The organism is Brachybacterium sp. UNK5269, from assembly GCF_049266655.1.
Classification (GTDB): Bacteria; Actinomycetota; Actinomycetes; order Actinomycetales; family Dermabacteraceae; genus Brachybacterium.
Window position 1 is genome coordinate 3,123,503 of record NZ_CP184883.1, and the last position, 15,552, is coordinate 3,139,054.

At 72.3% G+C, this 15,552-nt stretch carries 13 protein-coding genes; 4 read left to right on the forward strand and 9 right to left on the reverse strand.

The annotated features are described in order from the left end of the window. Nucleotides 1-116: 116 nt before the first annotated feature. Nucleotides 117-2,321 carry an ABC transporter ATP-binding protein gene (locus ACOJUI_RS14590; RefSeq protein WP_422115659.1) on the reverse strand — a complete coding sequence of 735 codons (2,205 nt, stop codon included), beginning with the start codon at nt 2,319-2,321 and terminating at the stop codon, nt 117-119. Next, nucleotides 2,321-4,057 carry an ABC transporter ATP-binding protein gene (locus tag ACOJUI_RS14595; protein ID WP_422115660.1) on the reverse strand — a complete coding sequence of 579 codons (1,737 nt, stop codon included), beginning with the start codon at nt 4,055-4,057 and terminating at the stop codon, nt 2,321-2,323. Before ACOJUI_RS14595 ends, ACOJUI_RS14590 begins: the two co-directional genes overlap by 1 nt. A 208-nt stretch (nt 4,058-4,265) precedes the next feature. On the opposite strand from ACOJUI_RS14595, the gene ACOJUI_RS14600 reads away from it, so the two are divergent. The 3 genes from ACOJUI_RS14600 to ACOJUI_RS14610 all read left to right on the forward strand — a co-directional run bounded on the left by ACOJUI_RS14600 (nt 4,266) and on the right by ACOJUI_RS14610 (nt 6,283). After that, nucleotides 4,266-4,928: a DUF6318 family protein gene (locus ACOJUI_RS14600; RefSeq protein ID WP_422115661.1), complete on the forward strand. Its 663-nt coding sequence runs from the start codon at nt 4,266-4,268 to the stop codon at nt 4,926-4,928. A 390-nt stretch (nt 4,929-5,318) separates the two neighbouring features. Continuing rightward, on the forward strand, nt 5,319-5,651 hold the full coding sequence (locus tag ACOJUI_RS14605; protein ID WP_422115662.1) for a type IV toxin-antitoxin system AbiEi family antitoxin domain-containing protein: 333 nt from the start codon (nt 5,319-5,321) through the stop codon (nt 5,649-5,651). Next, nucleotides 5,645-6,283: a DUF559 domain-containing protein gene (locus ACOJUI_RS14610; protein ID WP_422115663.1), complete on the forward strand. Its 639-nt coding sequence runs from the start codon at nt 5,645-5,647 to the stop codon at nt 6,281-6,283. The genes ACOJUI_RS14605 and ACOJUI_RS14610 overlap by 7 nt, the downstream gene beginning before the upstream one ends. 143 nt (nt 6,284-6,426) lie before the next feature. Here the strand turns inward: ACOJUI_RS14610 and ACOJUI_RS14615 are convergent, their stop codons facing one another. The 4 genes from ACOJUI_RS14615 to ACOJUI_RS14630 all read right to left on the reverse strand — a co-directional run bounded on the left by ACOJUI_RS14615 (nt 6,427) and on the right by ACOJUI_RS14630 (nt 9,975). Next, the gene (locus ACOJUI_RS14615) at nt 6,427-7,122 is read right to left on the reverse strand and encodes a hypothetical protein (RefSeq protein WP_422115664.1); all 696 of its coding nucleotides are present in this window, start codon (nt 7,120-7,122) and stop codon (nt 6,427-6,429) included. Next, on the reverse strand, nt 7,119-8,003 hold the full coding sequence (locus tag ACOJUI_RS14620; protein ID WP_422115665.1) for a hypothetical protein: 885 nt from the start codon (nt 8,001-8,003) through the stop codon (nt 7,119-7,121). The genes ACOJUI_RS14615 and ACOJUI_RS14620 overlap by 4 nt, the downstream gene beginning before the upstream one ends. Before the next feature lie 34 nt (nt 8,004-8,037). Next, entirely contained in the window at nt 8,038-9,033 is a 996-nt protein-coding gene (locus ACOJUI_RS14625; RefSeq protein WP_422115666.1) for a hypothetical protein, read from the reverse strand. A gap of 114 nt (nt 9,034-9,147) precedes the next feature. Beyond that, on the reverse strand, nt 9,148-9,975 hold the full coding sequence (locus tag ACOJUI_RS14630) for a class I SAM-dependent methyltransferase (RefSeq protein ID WP_422115667.1): 828 nt from the start codon (nt 9,973-9,975) through the stop codon (nt 9,148-9,150). 140 nt (nt 9,976-10,115) lie between these two features. On the opposite strand from ACOJUI_RS14630, the gene ACOJUI_RS14635 reads away from it, so the two are divergent. Then, the gene (locus ACOJUI_RS14635) at nt 10,116-10,664 is read left to right on the forward strand and encodes a hypothetical protein (protein ID WP_422115668.1); all 549 of its coding nucleotides are present in this window, start codon (nt 10,116-10,118) and stop codon (nt 10,662-10,664) included. Between the two features lie 123 nt (nt 10,665-10,787). Here the strand turns inward: ACOJUI_RS14635 and ACOJUI_RS14640 are convergent, their stop codons facing one another. The 3 genes from ACOJUI_RS14640 to ACOJUI_RS14650 are packed head-to-tail and all read right to left on the reverse strand — an operon-like array spanning nt 10,788 to nt 15,216. Beyond that, nucleotides 10,788-12,659, reverse strand: a complete 1,872-nt coding sequence (locus ACOJUI_RS14640; protein WP_422115669.1) for an ABC transporter ATP-binding protein — start codon at nt 12,657-12,659, stop codon at nt 10,788-10,790. Next, complete coding sequence (locus ACOJUI_RS14645) at nt 12,656-14,707, reverse strand: ABC transporter ATP-binding protein (RefSeq protein ID WP_422115670.1); 2,052 nt, start codon at nt 14,705-14,707, stop codon at nt 12,656-12,658. Before ACOJUI_RS14645 ends, ACOJUI_RS14640 begins: the two co-directional genes overlap by 4 nt. Then, the gene (locus tag ACOJUI_RS14650) at nt 14,704-15,216 is read right to left on the reverse strand and encodes a DUF456 domain-containing protein (RefSeq protein WP_422115671.1); all 513 of its coding nucleotides are present in this window, start codon (nt 15,214-15,216) and stop codon (nt 14,704-14,706) included. The genes ACOJUI_RS14645 and ACOJUI_RS14650 overlap by 4 nt, the downstream gene beginning before the upstream one ends. Nucleotides 15,217-15,552 lie beyond the last annotated feature (336 nt).

The following is a 15,552-nucleotide window of genomic DNA, read 5'->3' on the forward strand; positions in this document are numbered from 1 at the left end:
CAGGGTGCGCCGACGGGGTCGAGGGGAAGTCACCGATGAATAGTATTCAGGGCTCTGCATGAAAACAAGCGGGCGGCGGGGTGGTGTCGGATGACTCAACGCCGCCGCCCTTGAGCTCAGCTGCCGAGCGCCAGCGGGCCGGTCGTGGTGGGCACCTCGTCCTCCGCGCCATCGGCGGAGGAGCCGTCCTCGGCGTCCAGGTCCACCGCCGCACCCTCGAACTGGGAGCGGTACAGCCGGGCGTAGGCGCCGTCGTGGGCGAGCAGCTGCTCGTGGTCGCCCTGTTCGACGATGTCGCCGTCCTCCATCACCAGGATCAGGTCCGCGTCGCGGATCGTCGAGAGGCGGTGGGCGATGACGAAGCTGGTGCGGCCCTCGCGCAGCCGGTTCATGGCCTGCTGGACGAGCACCTCGGTGCGGGTGTCGACGCTGGAGGTGGCCTCGTCGAGGATCAGCAGGCTGGGCCGGGCCAGGAAGGCGCGGGCGATGGTCATCAGCTGCTTCTCGCCGGCCGACAGCGAGGTCTCGTCGTCGTCGACGACGGTGTCGTAGCCGTCCGGCAGCTGCCGGGCGAAGTCGTCGACGTGGGTGGCGCGGGCGGCCTCGATGACCTCCTCGTCGGTGGCGTCCAGGCGGCCGTAGCGGATGTTCTCCATCAGGGAGCCCTTGAACAGCCAGGTGTCCTGGAGGACCATCCCGGTGCGCTCGCGCAGCTGGGCGCGGGTGAGATCGCGGATGTCGATGCCGTCGATCGTGATGCGGCCCCCGTCGACCTCGTAGAACCGCATCACCAGGTTCACCAGCGTGGTCTTGCCGGCGCCGGTGGGGCCGACGATCGCGACCGTGTGCCCGGGATCGGCGACCAGGGACAGGTCGCGGATCAGCTCGCGCTCGGGGGTGTAGGAGAAGCGCACGTGCTCGAACTCGACGCGGCCCTCGCGGATCCCGGCCGCGGCGGTGTCGAGCGTGGTCTCGGGCTCCTGCTCCTCGGCGTCCAGCAGCTCGAAGACCCGCTCGGCGCTGGCCACGCCGGACTGCAGCATGGTGGCCATCGAGGCGACCTGGGACAGGGGCTGGGTGAACTGGCGCGAGTACTGGATGAAGGCCTGCACGTCGCCCAGGGTGAGCTGGCCGGAGATGATCCGCAGGCCGCCGACGATCGCCACGGCGACGTAGGACAGGTTCCCCACGAACATCATCAGCGGCATGATCAGCGAGGACACGAACTGGGCGCCGAAGGTGGCCCGGAACAGGTTCTGGTTGTGCTCCTCGAAGCGGGCGGCGACCTCGTCCCGGCGGCCGAAGACGGTCACCAGGGCGTGGCCGGTGTAGGCCTCCTCGACCTCGGAGTTCACGACGCCGGTGGCGTCCCACTGCTGGGCGAACAGCTTCTGCGCGCGGGAGCCGACCACGCCGGTGAGCACCAGCGCCACCGGGATCACCGCCAGGGCGATGAGCGAGAGCTGCCAGGAGATGGTCAGCATCATCACCAGCACCCCGATCACCATGAGGATCGAGTTCACCAGGCCCGTGACGGTGTTCATCAGGGTGTTCTGGATGTTGTCGATGTCGTTGGTGACCCGGGAGAGGATCTCCCCGCGCTTCATCCGGTCGAAGTAGGCCAGCGGCAGCTGGTGCAGCTTCTCCTCCACATCGCGGCGCAGGCGGTGGACCATCCGCACGATGATCCGGTTCAGGGCCAGCCCCTGCAGCCACATCAGCAGCGCCGAGACGGCGAAGAGGCCGACGGCCAGACCCAGGGTCTGGTAGAGCGCGGTGAAGTCGATGCCCACGCCGGGGGTGAGGGTCATCCCCGAGAGCATGTCCGCGAACTGCTCCTCGCCGTCGGCGCGCAGCTGGGCGATGACGTCGGCCGGATCCGCGCCCGCGGGCAGGTTCTTGCTGAGCAGGCCGGTGAAGATGATGTCGGTGGCGCGGCCCAGGATGCGGGGGCCGACGACGCTGAACGCCACCGAGATCACGCCGAGCAGGATCGCGCCGAGCAGGAACTTCCGCTCCGGACCGATCTCGCGGATCAGGCGCTTGGTGGAGGGCCAGAAGTTCTTCGCGCTCTGCCCGGGGCGCAGTCCCCGCTCGGCCTCCTTCTCGGAGGCGATCTCGGCCGCGGTCTTCGCCTCGTCCCCGGCGGTGACCTCGGTGGCGGGCGCGGCGGTGGTGGCCGGGGTGGCGCCGCCGGCGGCCGCAGCGGCGGGGGCGGGGGTCGGGGTGCCGGCCGGGGTGCCGGCGTCCGGGCCGGCAGCGGTCGCGGCCGGGGCCGGCTGGTCGGTGCCGTGGCGGGACGTCCCGTCGTGAGCAGTCATCAGGCCACCTCCTCCTCGACGCCCTGCGAGCGGACGATCTCCTGGTAGGTCTGCGAGCTCTCCAGCAGCTCGGCGTGGGTGCCCTGACCGACGATCCGGCCGTGGTCCAGCACCAGGATCAGGTCGGCGGTGGTGATGGTCGAGACGCGCTGGGCGACGATCAGCATCAGCGCCCGGCGGGTCTCCGGCACCAGGGCGGCGCGCACCTTCGCGTCGGTGGTGAGGTCGAGCGCGCTGAAGGAGTCGTCGAACAGGTAGAGCGAGGGCTTCGCGGCGAGCGCGCGGGCGATGCACAGCCGCTGGCGCTGACCGCCGGAGACGTTGGTGCCGCCCTGGGCGATCGGCGAGTCCAGCTGCTGGGGCATGGCGGCGACGAAGTCCCGGCCCTGGGCGACGGTCAGCGCGTGCCACAGCTCCTGCTCGTCGGCCGCCGGATCTCCGAACCGCAGGTTCGAGCCGACCGTGCCGGAGAACAGGAAGGGCCGCTGCGGGACCAGGCCCACCCGGTCCCAGAGCACCCGCGCATCCAGGTCGCGCACGTCGTGGCCGTTGATCAGCACCCGGCCCTCGGTGGCGTCCATCAGTCGCGGCACCAGGGAGATCAGGGTGGTCTTGCCGGCGCCGGTGCCGCCGATGATCGCGACGGTCTGGCCCTCGCGGGCGGTGAAGGAGATGTGCTCGAGCACCGGCCGCTCGGCGCCGGGGTAGGTGAAGGAGACGTCCTCGAAGGTGAGCTCGATCGGTCCCTCCAGCGCGCGGATGCCGTCGGTGCGCTGGACCACGCTGGTCTCGGTCTCCAGCACCTCGGTGATGCGGTCGGCCGAGACCATCGCGCGGGGGATCATCATGGTCATGAAGGTCGCCATCATCACCGCGATGAGGATTTGCATCAGGTAGGCGATGAAGGCGGTGATCGAGCCGACCTCCATCTGCCCGGCGTCGATGCGGGGCGCGGCCACCGCGAGGACCGCCACGCTGGAGAGGTTCAGGATGAACATGATGATCGGGTTGATGAGGATCATCAGCAGCCCGATCCGGCGGTTCAGGTCCGTGAGCTGGTCGTTGACCACGCCGTAGCGCTCCCGCTCGCGGTCCTCCCGCACGAAGGCGCGCAGCACCCGGATGCCGGTGATCTGCTCGCGCAGCACGCCGTTGATGTCGTCGATCTTCCCCTGCATCTGCTTGAACAGCGGGGCCGCCCTGGCGATCAGGATGCCGACGGCCACCAGCATCACCGGCACCATCACCGCGATCAGCCAGGCCATCCCCGGCTCCACCCGCAGCGCCAGGATCACCCCGCCGATGCCGGTGACGGGCGCCTGCACCAGCATGTTCAGCGAGAAGAACACCAGCATCTGCACCTGCTGGACGTCATTGGTCGAGCGGGTGATCAGCGAGGGGGTGCCGATCTGGCCCATCTCCCGCGGGGAGAAGGCGCTGACCCGCGCGAACACCGTCGAGCGCAGGTCCCGGCCGACCTTCATCGCGGAGCGGGCCGCGAAGAAGTTGGCCGCGACCAGCGCGATGATGTTGCCGAAGGAGATGGCGATCATGATCCGCCCGAGCTCCCAGATCACCGGGACGTCCGCCTTGGCCACGCCGTCGTCGATGATGTCGGCGTTGAGGGTGGGCAGGTAGAGCGCCGCCAGCACCCCCGCGATCTGGAAGATCACCACCAGCAGCACCCACGCCCAGTACGGCTTCAGGGCGCCCAGCACCAAGCGCAGCAGGGTCACGTCGTCGTTCCTTCCGATGAGGTCGGCCGCGAGGGACAGGCGCGCAGGCGACCTGGGAAGCATAGGCTTTCCACCCGACACCGGGCATCAGACTTCCGACGGGGTGCGGCTCCCGCGGCCGACGGGCCGGCGACGGGGCGCTGCGCTGCGGGTGGGACGCACCACCCGTGCCCGGGCCGGGGAGGGGGCGTCGTCTACCGTGGGGCGGGTGAAACGTCCCGTCCAGCGCCTCATCGTCATCGCGCTCGCGCTCATGCTGGTGGTCCCCGTCGGCGTGATCGGGATCGGCCAGCTGCTGGGGCCGGGCCCCGAGGAGCAGGCGGTCGAGAACCCCGAGAACCGGCCGACGGCGGACCCTGCCGAGCAGCCGCCGCAGCCGGACCTGCCCCGTCCCGAGGAACCGGCCGGGATGACCGCGCAGAGCGCCGAGGGCGCCCAGGCCACGCTGACGTACCTGCTCGAGTCCTACGACTACATGATGAGCAGCGGCGACGTCTCCGTGTGGGAGAACTCCGTGGATCCCAACTGCCAGGTCTGCGTGACGTTCCTCGGCAACGCCGAGGTGCTCGCCGCCCAGGGCGGCTACCTCGTCGACGGCGCCTTCCACGTGCATGCGACGAGCTTCGACGGCACCGGGGAGCCGCCCGCGACCGGCGTCGCCGTCGCCGAGTTCACCCAGGACGCGTCGATCCTGGTGGACGACCCGAACCTGCAGGCCACCGAGCTGGCGGAGGTCTCCGGGGTGCTGGTGGCGCAGATGGCCTGGGACGGCGAGCGCTGGCGGGTCACCGACATGAGCATCGCCCCTCCGGCCGGGGCCTCCGACGCGGGCGGGGCGAGCGACGCGGGCGGGGCGAGCGTCGGCGGCTGAGCGGGCGTCGCCGGGGGCGTCGATCGCTGCGTTGTTGGCGTTCTGCGGCACCCGTCGATGCGTTGCGGGCGCCGACCGCCGGCACTCGGGTCTCGAGCGCTGCGTTGTGGCGTTTCGCAGCGCCGACCGTTGCGTTCTCGGCGTTCTGGACCTCCACCGCTGCGTAGTTGGCGTTCCGAGTTCTCAGAACGCCAAATACGCAACGCTCGGCGCCGCACCAGATGCTCAGCGCGCGGAGTGGTGCCCCGCGAGCGGCTCATGGCTCGGGGCGATGCGCGTCGATACCCGGGCATTGTCCCCACTCCTGGCGGCCGCTCTCGCGATCCTCCCACTGACCTGGTCATTGTGGACGGCGCGCGGGACCCCCGGCGGCGGGGTGATGCTGTGGGCATGGTCCGTCGTCCTGCCGACTTCTCGTCGACCCTCCCCTGGCCCGTCTTCACGCGCGCCGAGGCGCTGGGCGTCGGCCTCTCGCCTGATCGGCTGCGCCGGGCGGACCTGACCCGGCTGCGCCGCGGGCTCTACGCGCTGCGCGGAGTGGCCATCACGGAGGTCGACGTGGCCGCGGCGCTGTGCCGACACGACGCCGCCGTCGTCATCGTGGGGTGCTCCGCAGCCCGCCTGCTGGGTATCCCGCTGCCTCGGCCACTCGAGGGCTGGAGCCGTCACACCCCCGTCGAGCTGGCGACCTCGCCTCGCGGGGGCGATCCGGCGCCATGGTGACCTGGCACGATCTCCGTCTGGTCCCCGCGGAGGTCGACCGTCTGAGCTATCGGATGCGTCGCAGCGGCCGCACTTCCCCGCTGCAGCTGACCACTCCCCTGCGCACCTGGCGGGATCTCGCCGCGCATCTGCCCGTGCCCGCCCTGATCGCTGCGGGCGACCACCTCGTGCGCATCCCCCGTCCCGGGCTCGAGGGCCGGGAGCGCCCCTGGTGCACCCCGGACGAGCTGCTCACGGTCGCCACCGGCAGGCACGCCGGGACGCTCCGCGAGGCCGCCGCACAGGTGCGCATCGGCGCGGACTCACCGAAGGAGACGGAGCTGCGGCTCGCCTTCGCCGCCGCCGGCCTGCCGGAGCCGGAGCTCAACGTCCCGCTCCGCGGCGACGCGGGCGAGACGCGGCAGTGCCCGGACTTCCAGTGGCCGCAGTTCCGGGTCTGCGCGGAGTACGACGGACGGCAGCACAGCGACCGGGCGCAGGTCCAGCGCGACATCCGGCGCGCCCGCGCGGTGAAGGCCGCGGGATACGCCGAGCTGCGTCTCTATCAGAAGGACCTCGAGAACGAGTGCGCCGACGCCGTGGGCATCGTCCGGGCGGAGCTCATCGAGCGTGGCTGGCGCCCCGGGGGTTGAGCGAAGGTGCTCTCGTCTCACCCACCGCGACGTTCATGGCGTTCCGCTCCCCCATCGCGACGTTGTCGGCGCTCTGGGCCCTCAGAGCGCCGCATGCGCAACGGTCAAAGGGGCGGCGGGGCGACGGGCGGCGGGGCGGGGAGCTACCGGAGCCCCGGCAGGTGCCGGGAGGCGTCGGCGCGGTTCCCGCTGAGCTCACGCACCGGGGCGGCAGCGGTGGCCTGGGCCAGCTGAGCGGCCCCGGCGGCGCCCGCGGCCTGGGCGATCTGGGCGGCCACCTGCTCGGGTCGCGACGAGCCGGTGCCGGCGAACCACACCCAGCGCCGGTCGACCGAGCGCGGCGGCGGGTCCTGCAGCGGGGCGAGCACCGCCCGGTGGCGGCGCGCTTGCTTCGGGTCAGGGCCGACGAAGTGGAGGCCCCGCCGGGTCCAGGCCGATCGCCGCACGGTCGACTGCGGGAAGCCGCCGGTCCCGGTCTCGGCCGGGTAGCGGCGAGCACCGGTCACCGGGACCATGCTGCCCGGGACGATCTGGTCGTAGCGGATCACGTAGGGTCGCAGGCCGGGGGCGACCGACCCGATCACCAGTCCGCGCTCGCAGACGAGCAGGCGCTCAGCGCTGACGTACAGCAGGAGCAGCCCGACCATGATCGCGAAGGCCGCTGTCGGCACCAGCGTCATCAGGAGGGTCTCCCCGGGGTTGATGAGGGTCAGTCCCGAGAACAGCAGCCACACCAGGACGAAGCCACCGACCACGAACGGGCCCGGCCGGTCGGCGTGCACGGCCACGACGCCGCCCAGCTCATCGCGGTGACGACGAGCTGCGGAGCGCACGCTCACTTCTGCGCGTCCTCTCCACCGGGATGCCCCGGTCCGGTCGCCGCCACGAGGCCCTCGATCAGCGCGGTGAGGGTGGCGGTGGACACGGCGCCGACGCGCTGGACGGCGCTCTCGCCCTCCCCGTCGGTCTCCATCAGCTCGACGCCGTCGGGAGTGGAGAAGAGGCTGAAGGCGGTGGGGCCCGCGGTGTCCTCGCGGTCCAGCACCAGCACGGTGGTGGCGGCGCGGGCCTCGGCGAGCCGGGCTGCGGCGGCGCTGTTGGGGAACGCGGCGGAGCGCACCTCCTCGATCCCGCCGTCGTGCTCGCCGGCTGCGGAGATCGGATCGATGAAGGCGATGAACTGCTCGGGCAGGGTCTCGCCGTCGAGCAGGAAGAACAGGTGGAACCCGGCGGCGTCGAAGGCTTCCCACAGCACGCGCACCGCGCCGTCGACGTGGAAGAGGTAGAAGTAGCTGTAGGCCGTGCCGCGCTCGGTGCGGCGCTCGGCGATCAGGACCGCATCGGAGGTGCGGCGCAGCACCACGGTGCCGTGCAGCGCGGGGATGGCGACCATGCGTGCGGGCTCCTGGCTCCCCTCCTCGTAGCGGCGGGGGTCGAGCACGACGCTCGAGGTGACGATGCCGCGGGCGATCATCGAGCGCATCGCGGCGGCGGTGGCCAGGGCGCGGGCGTCGTCGTCGGCGGCGGACCGGGTCAACCACGGGGTCGGGGTCAGCGGATCGTGCTCGACGCCCTCCAGCGCCATGAGTTCCTCGTCGGTGAGGCTCACGATCTCGGTGACGGGCTCCTCGAGCGGCTGCATCAGCAGCGCGGTCGCGATCTCGATGTCCTCGGCGGAGAAGCGGGGGGTGTCCGAGGGGGTCTGCGATGCGGAAGTCATGGTCAGAGGGTACGCAGGGGCAGGACCGGCCGCATCAGAACAGTCCGCCGACGAAGTCGCCGACGGCATTGCCCGCGCCGCTGACGAAGTCGCCGACAGCCTCCCCCGCATCGCTCACGGCGTCGCCGACCGCGTCGACCGCACCACCGACCACGTCCGCGGCATCGGAGGCGAAGTCGCTCAGGTGGCCGCCGACGTCCCCGACGAAGGCGGTGATGGAGTCCCAGTTGTCGTAGATGGCGTTGCCGGCTGCCCACAGCCCGGCACCGACTCCCGCGACGGCGATCACCCCGAGACCGACCGGGCCGAGGGCGGCCCCGGCGCCGAGGGCGAGCGCCAGGGTGCCGGCACCGCCGACCACGCCGAGCCCGCCGGCGATCCGGTCGCCGATCCCGCGCCACCCGTCGTGCGGCGGGTCGATCATGTCTCCGATCCCGCCGATGATGCCGAGCACGCCGCCGGCGCCGCCGAGGTATCTGCCGACCGTGCCCAGCCGGCCCAGCAGTCCGACCGCGTCGTCGATCATGCCCGAGCGGATGAAGGTCTGCGCCGAAGCGGCCGCATCCCCGAGCGTGTCCATCGCTGCACGGAGCGCGAGCAGGCTCCGTCCCTGCTTGAACGCCTTCCAGGCGGCGCCTCCGGCCCCCGCGACCTCGGAGATCGTCTCGGCCACCGCGTTGACGGGGTTCGCGAGGAGGTCCGCGAGGAGGTCGTCGAAGGATCGGTCGCCACTCCCGGGGCCGCCGCCGGCACCGTCACCGCCGACGCCGCTGGCCGCGTCCTGCTCCTCGGCGTGGGTCTCGAGGTCGGCGCGGCGGCGTTCGAGGTCGTGGCCGGCCTGGGCGAACAGTCCGGAGAGGCGGCCTGAGAAGTCAGCGCGGAAGGCGTCGGCGTCGGGGCCGACCCACTGAACGGACGCGATCTGGGCGGAGAGAGAGTCCCGCAGCTCCGTGAGCCGGCTGGAGCCGGTGTGGACCCGTCCTGCATACTCGCGCAGTGCATCGGTGTCCGCGCCGAAGAACCCACTCATCGCTGCCCCGTTCCCGTCCCCGGCCGCCGCGACTGCGGGCGGTCCTCAAAGCCATCGCCAGCGTAGTCAGCGCCGGCGCGGAGCACGATGGGGAGGACTCCCCATACCCTCGCCTCACCGCTCGTGCCCTGGGGTCCCCGGGCGGTAGAGGAACCAGTCCGTGCGGTACGGGACGCCGATCACGGCGCCGCGCTCGTGGCCGAGGTGGTCGTGGAGATACCAGTCGAGGTTGGCGAGCACCCTCGAGCGCCGCTCCGCGGTGGCGGTGATGACATAGCTGCGGGTGCGGGCGAGGTCGATGACGTCCGGCGTGGGCATCGGGTCCTCCCACTGGTGCACGCCGCGCTCGACCAGATCCAGACCGGCCCCGACGGTGGGCCGGAAGTCCTCGCGGTGGATGTCGCCGGCGTGCATGATCCGGGAGAGGCGGTGCACCCAAGGGATCGTCACGTCGAGCATGTTCCACACCAGCGCCAGCACCCCGCCGGGGGCGAGCAGCCTCGCGACCTCGGCCGAGGCGGCCTCGGCATCGAACCAGTGCCAGGCCTGGGCGCCGGTGACCAGCTCCGCCGAGCCGGCGCTCAGTCCGTTGGACTCGGCGGGGGCGAGGCGGGTGGTCAGGGCCGGCCCTCGGCGCAGCGCGGTCTCCAGCATCGCGGCGCTGGTGTCCACCGCGGTGACCTCGAGCCCGCGATCCAGGAGCGCGCAGGCGAGCTTCCCGGTGCCGGCCCCCAGGTCGATCGCCCGCGGCGCGCCCCGGGGGCCCGGCGGGGTCCGCGCGAGGACCGCCTCGAGGACGGCGTCGGGGTAACCGGGGCGCAGCCGGTCGTAGTCCTCGCCCTGCTCCTGGAAGGCCGCGGCCAGCGCGCCCTTGCGTGCGGCGCTGCGGAAGCGGGGCTCGTTGCGGGCGGAGATCGGCGGGACCGGCGGGTTATCGGGCACGAGGAGGATCCTAGGTTCCTTGGTCCGGTCGTCCCCCGAGCACGTGGACGGGCATCGGCCCTCGAGGGGAGAGGGGTCTCCTACACTGCGTGACATCCGGCAGCGCCGAGGCTGCCCTCCGCGGAAGGGGCAGGAGTGCCATGGTGACCGCACGTTCTCCCGTGGCGTGGCTGGTCGCCGTGCTGGTGGTGCTCGTGGTGGGGGTGTCCGTCTCCGTCGCCGCGGTGTCGAGCGCACGGCAGGTGGCTGACCAGCGTCTCAGCGCCGGCACGTCCATGGCGGCGCTGGAATCGATGCTGGTGTCGCGGATGGCCCGGGCCACCCACGGCGACGCGCCGTTCACACCGAGCGATGGCGCCGAGGAGGAGCGACAGCTGCACGAGCACCAGTCGGCGCTGGTCGAGAGCGCACCGCATGCCGAGGCCGCGATCAGCACCTTCGTCGGGGCCACGCTCGGCATCGAGGATCCCGGTGATGCCGCCCGGGAGTACGCGCTCGCCCGGCTGATCATCGACACCCGCGCAGCGGTGCTGGATCCGCTGGACGAGAGGGTGGAGCGTTCGGCGCGGCTCGCGGGGTGGGCGCCGGTGGTGACCGGTCTGCTGGGCATCGGCGCGACCGGTGGGGCGCTGTGGAGCCTCGTGCGCGCTCCCGACCGGCCTCGCGACACCGCGGTCACGGCGCGCTGACCGCGTCCGGGTCAGCGCGGCGAGTCGGTCCGGTCCGAGGCGCGGTGGGGAGCCGCCGAACGACGCGTCGGACCAGTGATCAGGCGAAGATCGGCGGGCCCGAGCGCACGTCATGCAGCCCCGTCACCGCTGCTGGCGGTGCGCGACCCAGGAGCGGTGGAGGCCCGCGTAGATCCCGCCCTCGAGCCCCACCAGCTCGGCGTGGGTGCCGTGCTCGACCAGGTCGCCGTGGTCGAGCACCATGATGCGGTCGGCGCGCTCGGCGGTCGAGAGGCGGTGGGCGATGGTGATGGTGGTGCGGCCGCGGGCGAGACCGTCGATGGCCTGCTGCAGGCGCACGTCGGCCGCCGGGTCGACCGCGCTGGTGGCCTCGTCCAGGACGATCACGTCGGGATCGATGAGGTAGGCGCGGGCCAGCGCCACCAGCTGCCGCTCGCCGGCGCTGAGCGCCTCGCCGCGCTGGCCGACGGGGGTGTCCAGACCGTCGGGCAGCTCGTCGGCCCAGGTGCCCAGCCCCAGTTCGTCCAGTGCCCGGCGCATCTCCTCGGCGCTCGCGTCCGGCTTCCCGTAGCGCAGGTTCTCGGCGACGGTGGCGTCGAAGAGGAAGCCCTCCTGCGGCACCATGATCACCCGCGAGCGCAGCGAGGAGTACGGCACCAGGCGCAGCGGGACGCCGCCGATGCGGATGTCGCCGCTGCTGGGGTCCATCATTCGGGTCAGCAGCTTCGCGAAGGTGGTCTTGCCGCTGCCGGTCTCGCCCACGATCGCGATCCGGGAGCGGGCGGGGATGTCGACGTCGAGGCCGTGCAGCACCTCGGGCCCGGTGGGGTAGCTGTAGCGCAGCTGCCGGATCTCGATGTCGAGCAGTCCGTCCGGCAGCGGCGTCATCCCGGGCACGGGCGCACGGTGGGTGCCGGTGTGCGGATCCATCGCGCCGGCGGGATCGGCGACGTCGGCCGGGGTGTCGAGCACGCCGAGCACGCGCCGCCAGCCGGCCACGGCGTTCTGCGCCTCCGAGAGCATCTCGATGCCCATCCGCACGGGCTGGCTGAACAGGGAGACCAGGAAGACGAAGGCGATCACGCCGCCGGCGGTGAGGTCCGCGCCGGGCAGGTCGAGGCCGAGCGCTCCGGTGCCCAGCACGATGCCGAGCACGACCACCACGGCGGTGGCCAGTCCGTCGGCCGTCTCCGAGAGGAAGAAGGAGGCGGACTGGGGTTTCAGCACGGCGAACTGGGCGTTGCGGACGTCGCGGACGCGCGCGACCTGGTTGCTGCGGGTGCCGTCCTCGACGCCGTAGGCGCGCACGGTGGCCGCGCCGACGAGGGATTCGGAGACCGCGCCGAGCATCCGGCCGACGTGCGAGCGGACGACCTGGTAGCGGGCGCGGATGCGCTTCTGCAGGGAGCCCATGATGAGCAGGATCGGCAGGTAGCAGATCCACACCGCGACTGCCAGCGGCCAGGAGTACAGGGCCATCACCACGGTGGCCAGCGCGATCTGCAGGCTCATCACCACCAGCATGATCCCGCCGAAGCTCATGAACTGGCTGACGGTGTCGACGTCGCTGGTGACCCGGGAGACCAGCGCGCCGCGCTGCTCCGTGCCCTGGGTCAGCAGCGAGAGGTCGTGGATGTGGCGGAAGGCGCGGGTGCGCAGGGTCGCCAGCGACGTCTCGGCCAGGCGGAACAGCCGACGGTTCATCACCACGTTGCAGATCGCGGTCACCAGCAGCACCAGCGCGGCCAGACCGGCGGCGCCGGTGACGAAGGTCAGGTCGGGGGTGTCGGGGGCGATGATGCCGCGGTCCAGGATGGTCTGCACGGTGATCGGCACGACCACCTTGCCGGCGGTCGCGACCACCGCCAGCAGCAGGGTGATCCACAGCCCGCGCAGCAGGTGCGGGGTGAGGCCGAGCCCGCGGCGGACGGTCTGCAGGGCGGACTCGTCGGTGGTGGCCTCGCCGCCGAGCGCGGAGGAGCTCGCAGTGGTCATCGGATGGTGTCCTCGTCGCTGTCGTCGGCCGGGAGGTCCTCGCGGCGCATCCGGGCCGCGCCGTGGCGCTCGACGGCCGCCTGGACGTGGCGGGCCCGTTCGGCGGGCACCGCGACGGCGGGGTCGGGGCCGTCGCTGGGCTGCGGACCGCTGGACTCCAGCAGGCTGTGGGAGATCGCGGCCTCGTCGTAGGCGTCGACCAGCTCGCGGTAGCCCTCGCTGAGGATGCGCAGGTCCTCGTGGGTGCCGCTGGCGGCGACCGTGCCGTGGTCGAGGAAGACGACCTGGTCGGCCAGGGAGATGGTCGACTTGCGGTAGGCGATCAGCAGCAGCGTGGAGGAGGTCATCTCGCGGCGGATGCCGTCGAGGATCGCGAGCTCCACGCTGGGGTCACAGGCGGAGGTGGCGTCGTCGAGGATCAGCAGCCGGGGCCGGCGCACCAGGGCGCGAGCCAGGGCGATGCGCTGGCGCTGACCGCCCGACAGCGAGCCGCCGCGCTCGCCGAGCTCGGTGTCCAGACCGTCCGGGAGGGCGTCGACGAAGGTCTCAGCCTGGGCGATCCGCAGCGCCCACCGCACGGTGGCCTCGTCGAGGTCCTCCCCGAGGGTGACGTTCTCGCGCACGGTGGCGTCGAAGACGAAGGCCTGCTGGAGCACGAGCGCGACGTCGGCGGTCAGCGCGTCGGCCGTGAGGGACCGCAGCTGGGCGCCGTCCAGGCTGATGGTGCCGGCGGTGGGGTCCACCAGTCCCGCCGCGAGCAGGGCGAGGGTGGACTTCCCGGAGCCGGTGGCGCCGACGACGGCCAGCACGCGGGTGCCGGCACCGGGGTCGGCGCGCAGGGAGACGTCGTGCAGGGCATGGCCCTCGCGCACCACCAGGTCCTCCGCGCGGGTGCCGCGACCCAGGATCACCTGGGCCGGATCGTCGCGGTAGACGAAGCTGACCTGATCGAACTCGAGCACCCCGGGCCCGTCGGGCAGCGGGTCGGGGCCGTAGGTGCGCTCGTCGGCGACCTCGAGGATCTGCTGGACCCGGCCGCCGCCGACGACGGTGCGGGAGAGGTCGCCGAGCACCCAGCCGAAGGAGCGGATGGGCAGCGCCATCAGGGTGAACAGGTAGGCGACCTCGACCAGCTGGCCGGTGGTGAGGTGGCCCTCGCCGATGCGCCAGGCGCCGAGCACGGCGACGGCGAGGATGCCGAGGTTGGGCAGGGCGTCGATGGCGGGATCGAACCAGCCGCGCACGTAGCCGAAGCGGATACCGGCCTGGCGGAGGTCCTCGGCGGCGCGGGTGAAGCGCTCCTCCTCTACGTCCTCGCGGCCCAGCGACTTCACGACGTTGGCGCCGTCGAAGGACTCGTGGGCGATCTCGGCGACCTCCGCGCGCAGCTGCTGGGAGCGCATCGCGATCGGGGTGGCGAAGCGCTGCAGCAGGATGTTCAGCATGATCAGCAGCAGGATCAGCGCGAGCATGATCAGCAGGATCACGGGGTCGATGCGCGCCACCACGATCGTGGCGTAGACCAGCATCACGATGGTGGCCAGGGCGAAGGGGAACGGCGCCATCGCGAAGAAGGCGGCCTCGACGTCGGAGTACATCGAGCTCAGCAGGGTGCCGGTGGCCTGGCGGCGGTGCCACAGCAGCGGCACCTTGGCGTACACCTCCGCGAGACGCTCGCGGTACAGGCGGAACAGGTCGTACTGGGCGGCGGCGGCGAAGATGCGGCGGGCCATCACCGAGACCGCGCGGGCCACGGCGATGCCGAGGACCGCGAGTCCGCCGCCGGCCAGCAGGGCGGGCCGCGCCTCGCTGGCGGCGAAGGAGGGCACGATGACCTCTTCGGTGACGCGGCCGATGATCGAGGAGGTCGCGATCTGCAGGACGGCGAAGACGATCGCCCCGAGGACCGCCAGGATGAACCAGGTGCGGACCTCCCAGGAGCCCTTGAGCAGACGCTTCAGCCCCGGCACCAGCACTGCGGGGTGCAGGTCGGCGCCGACGGCGGGACGGGGGCGGGCGGGGCTCGGGGCGGAGGGCTGCGGGCTCATGCGGTCACGAAGTGCGCGACCACGGCGACCGCGAAGGTGATCGTGGAGAGCATGGCCAGGGAGAACTCGACGAGGATCCCGACGCCGAGCGCCTTCAGGGCGATCCAGGCGGAGGTCAGGCCCTTCCTCGGGTCGGACTGCCGGATCGCCTCGGAGACGTACAGGCCGATCAGGAAGCCGATCGGCAGGCCCAGGAAGGGGATCACGAAGAAGCCGACGATGCCGGCGGCGATGCCCACGTAGATCGGCCACATCGGCACCTCGGCGTGGTGCAGCCGCCGCCCGGTCAGGACGTAGCTGGTGCCCATGCCGATCGCGCCGAACACGGTGACCAGCCCGAAGGCGACCCAGGCGGGCCAGCCGCCGACCACGATGGCCCAGATCAGGGTCGCGATGATGAGGGTGATGGTGCCGGGCAGCACGGGGATGATGATGCCCGCGAGGCCCACGATGTACGCCAGGCCGGCCAGGACGGTGACGACGATCTGGACGGTCAGGTTGTCCACCACGGGACGTCCTCCAGGGTGCGCAGGGGGTCGGGTGGCTCCGCGCAGGTCGACGGTGCAGCAGCGGGCCTCGTCCATCCTATCGTCGGACGCGGTGGCGCCTGGTCCGGGTCCGTCGCGGCGCCCGCGCGCCCGAGCTTCGCGGCGCGGGCGGCTCTCGGCGCGCCGAGCGCTGCGCACGCGGCTCTCCCGCCCGCTGAGCGTTGCGTACGTGGCTCCCCCGCGCGTTGAGCGTTGCGTACGCGGCGCTTCGAGCACCGACCGTTGCGTACGTGGCACCTGGGAGCACCGACCGTTGCGTGCAGGGCGCTTCGACCACCGACCGTTGCGTTCATGGCG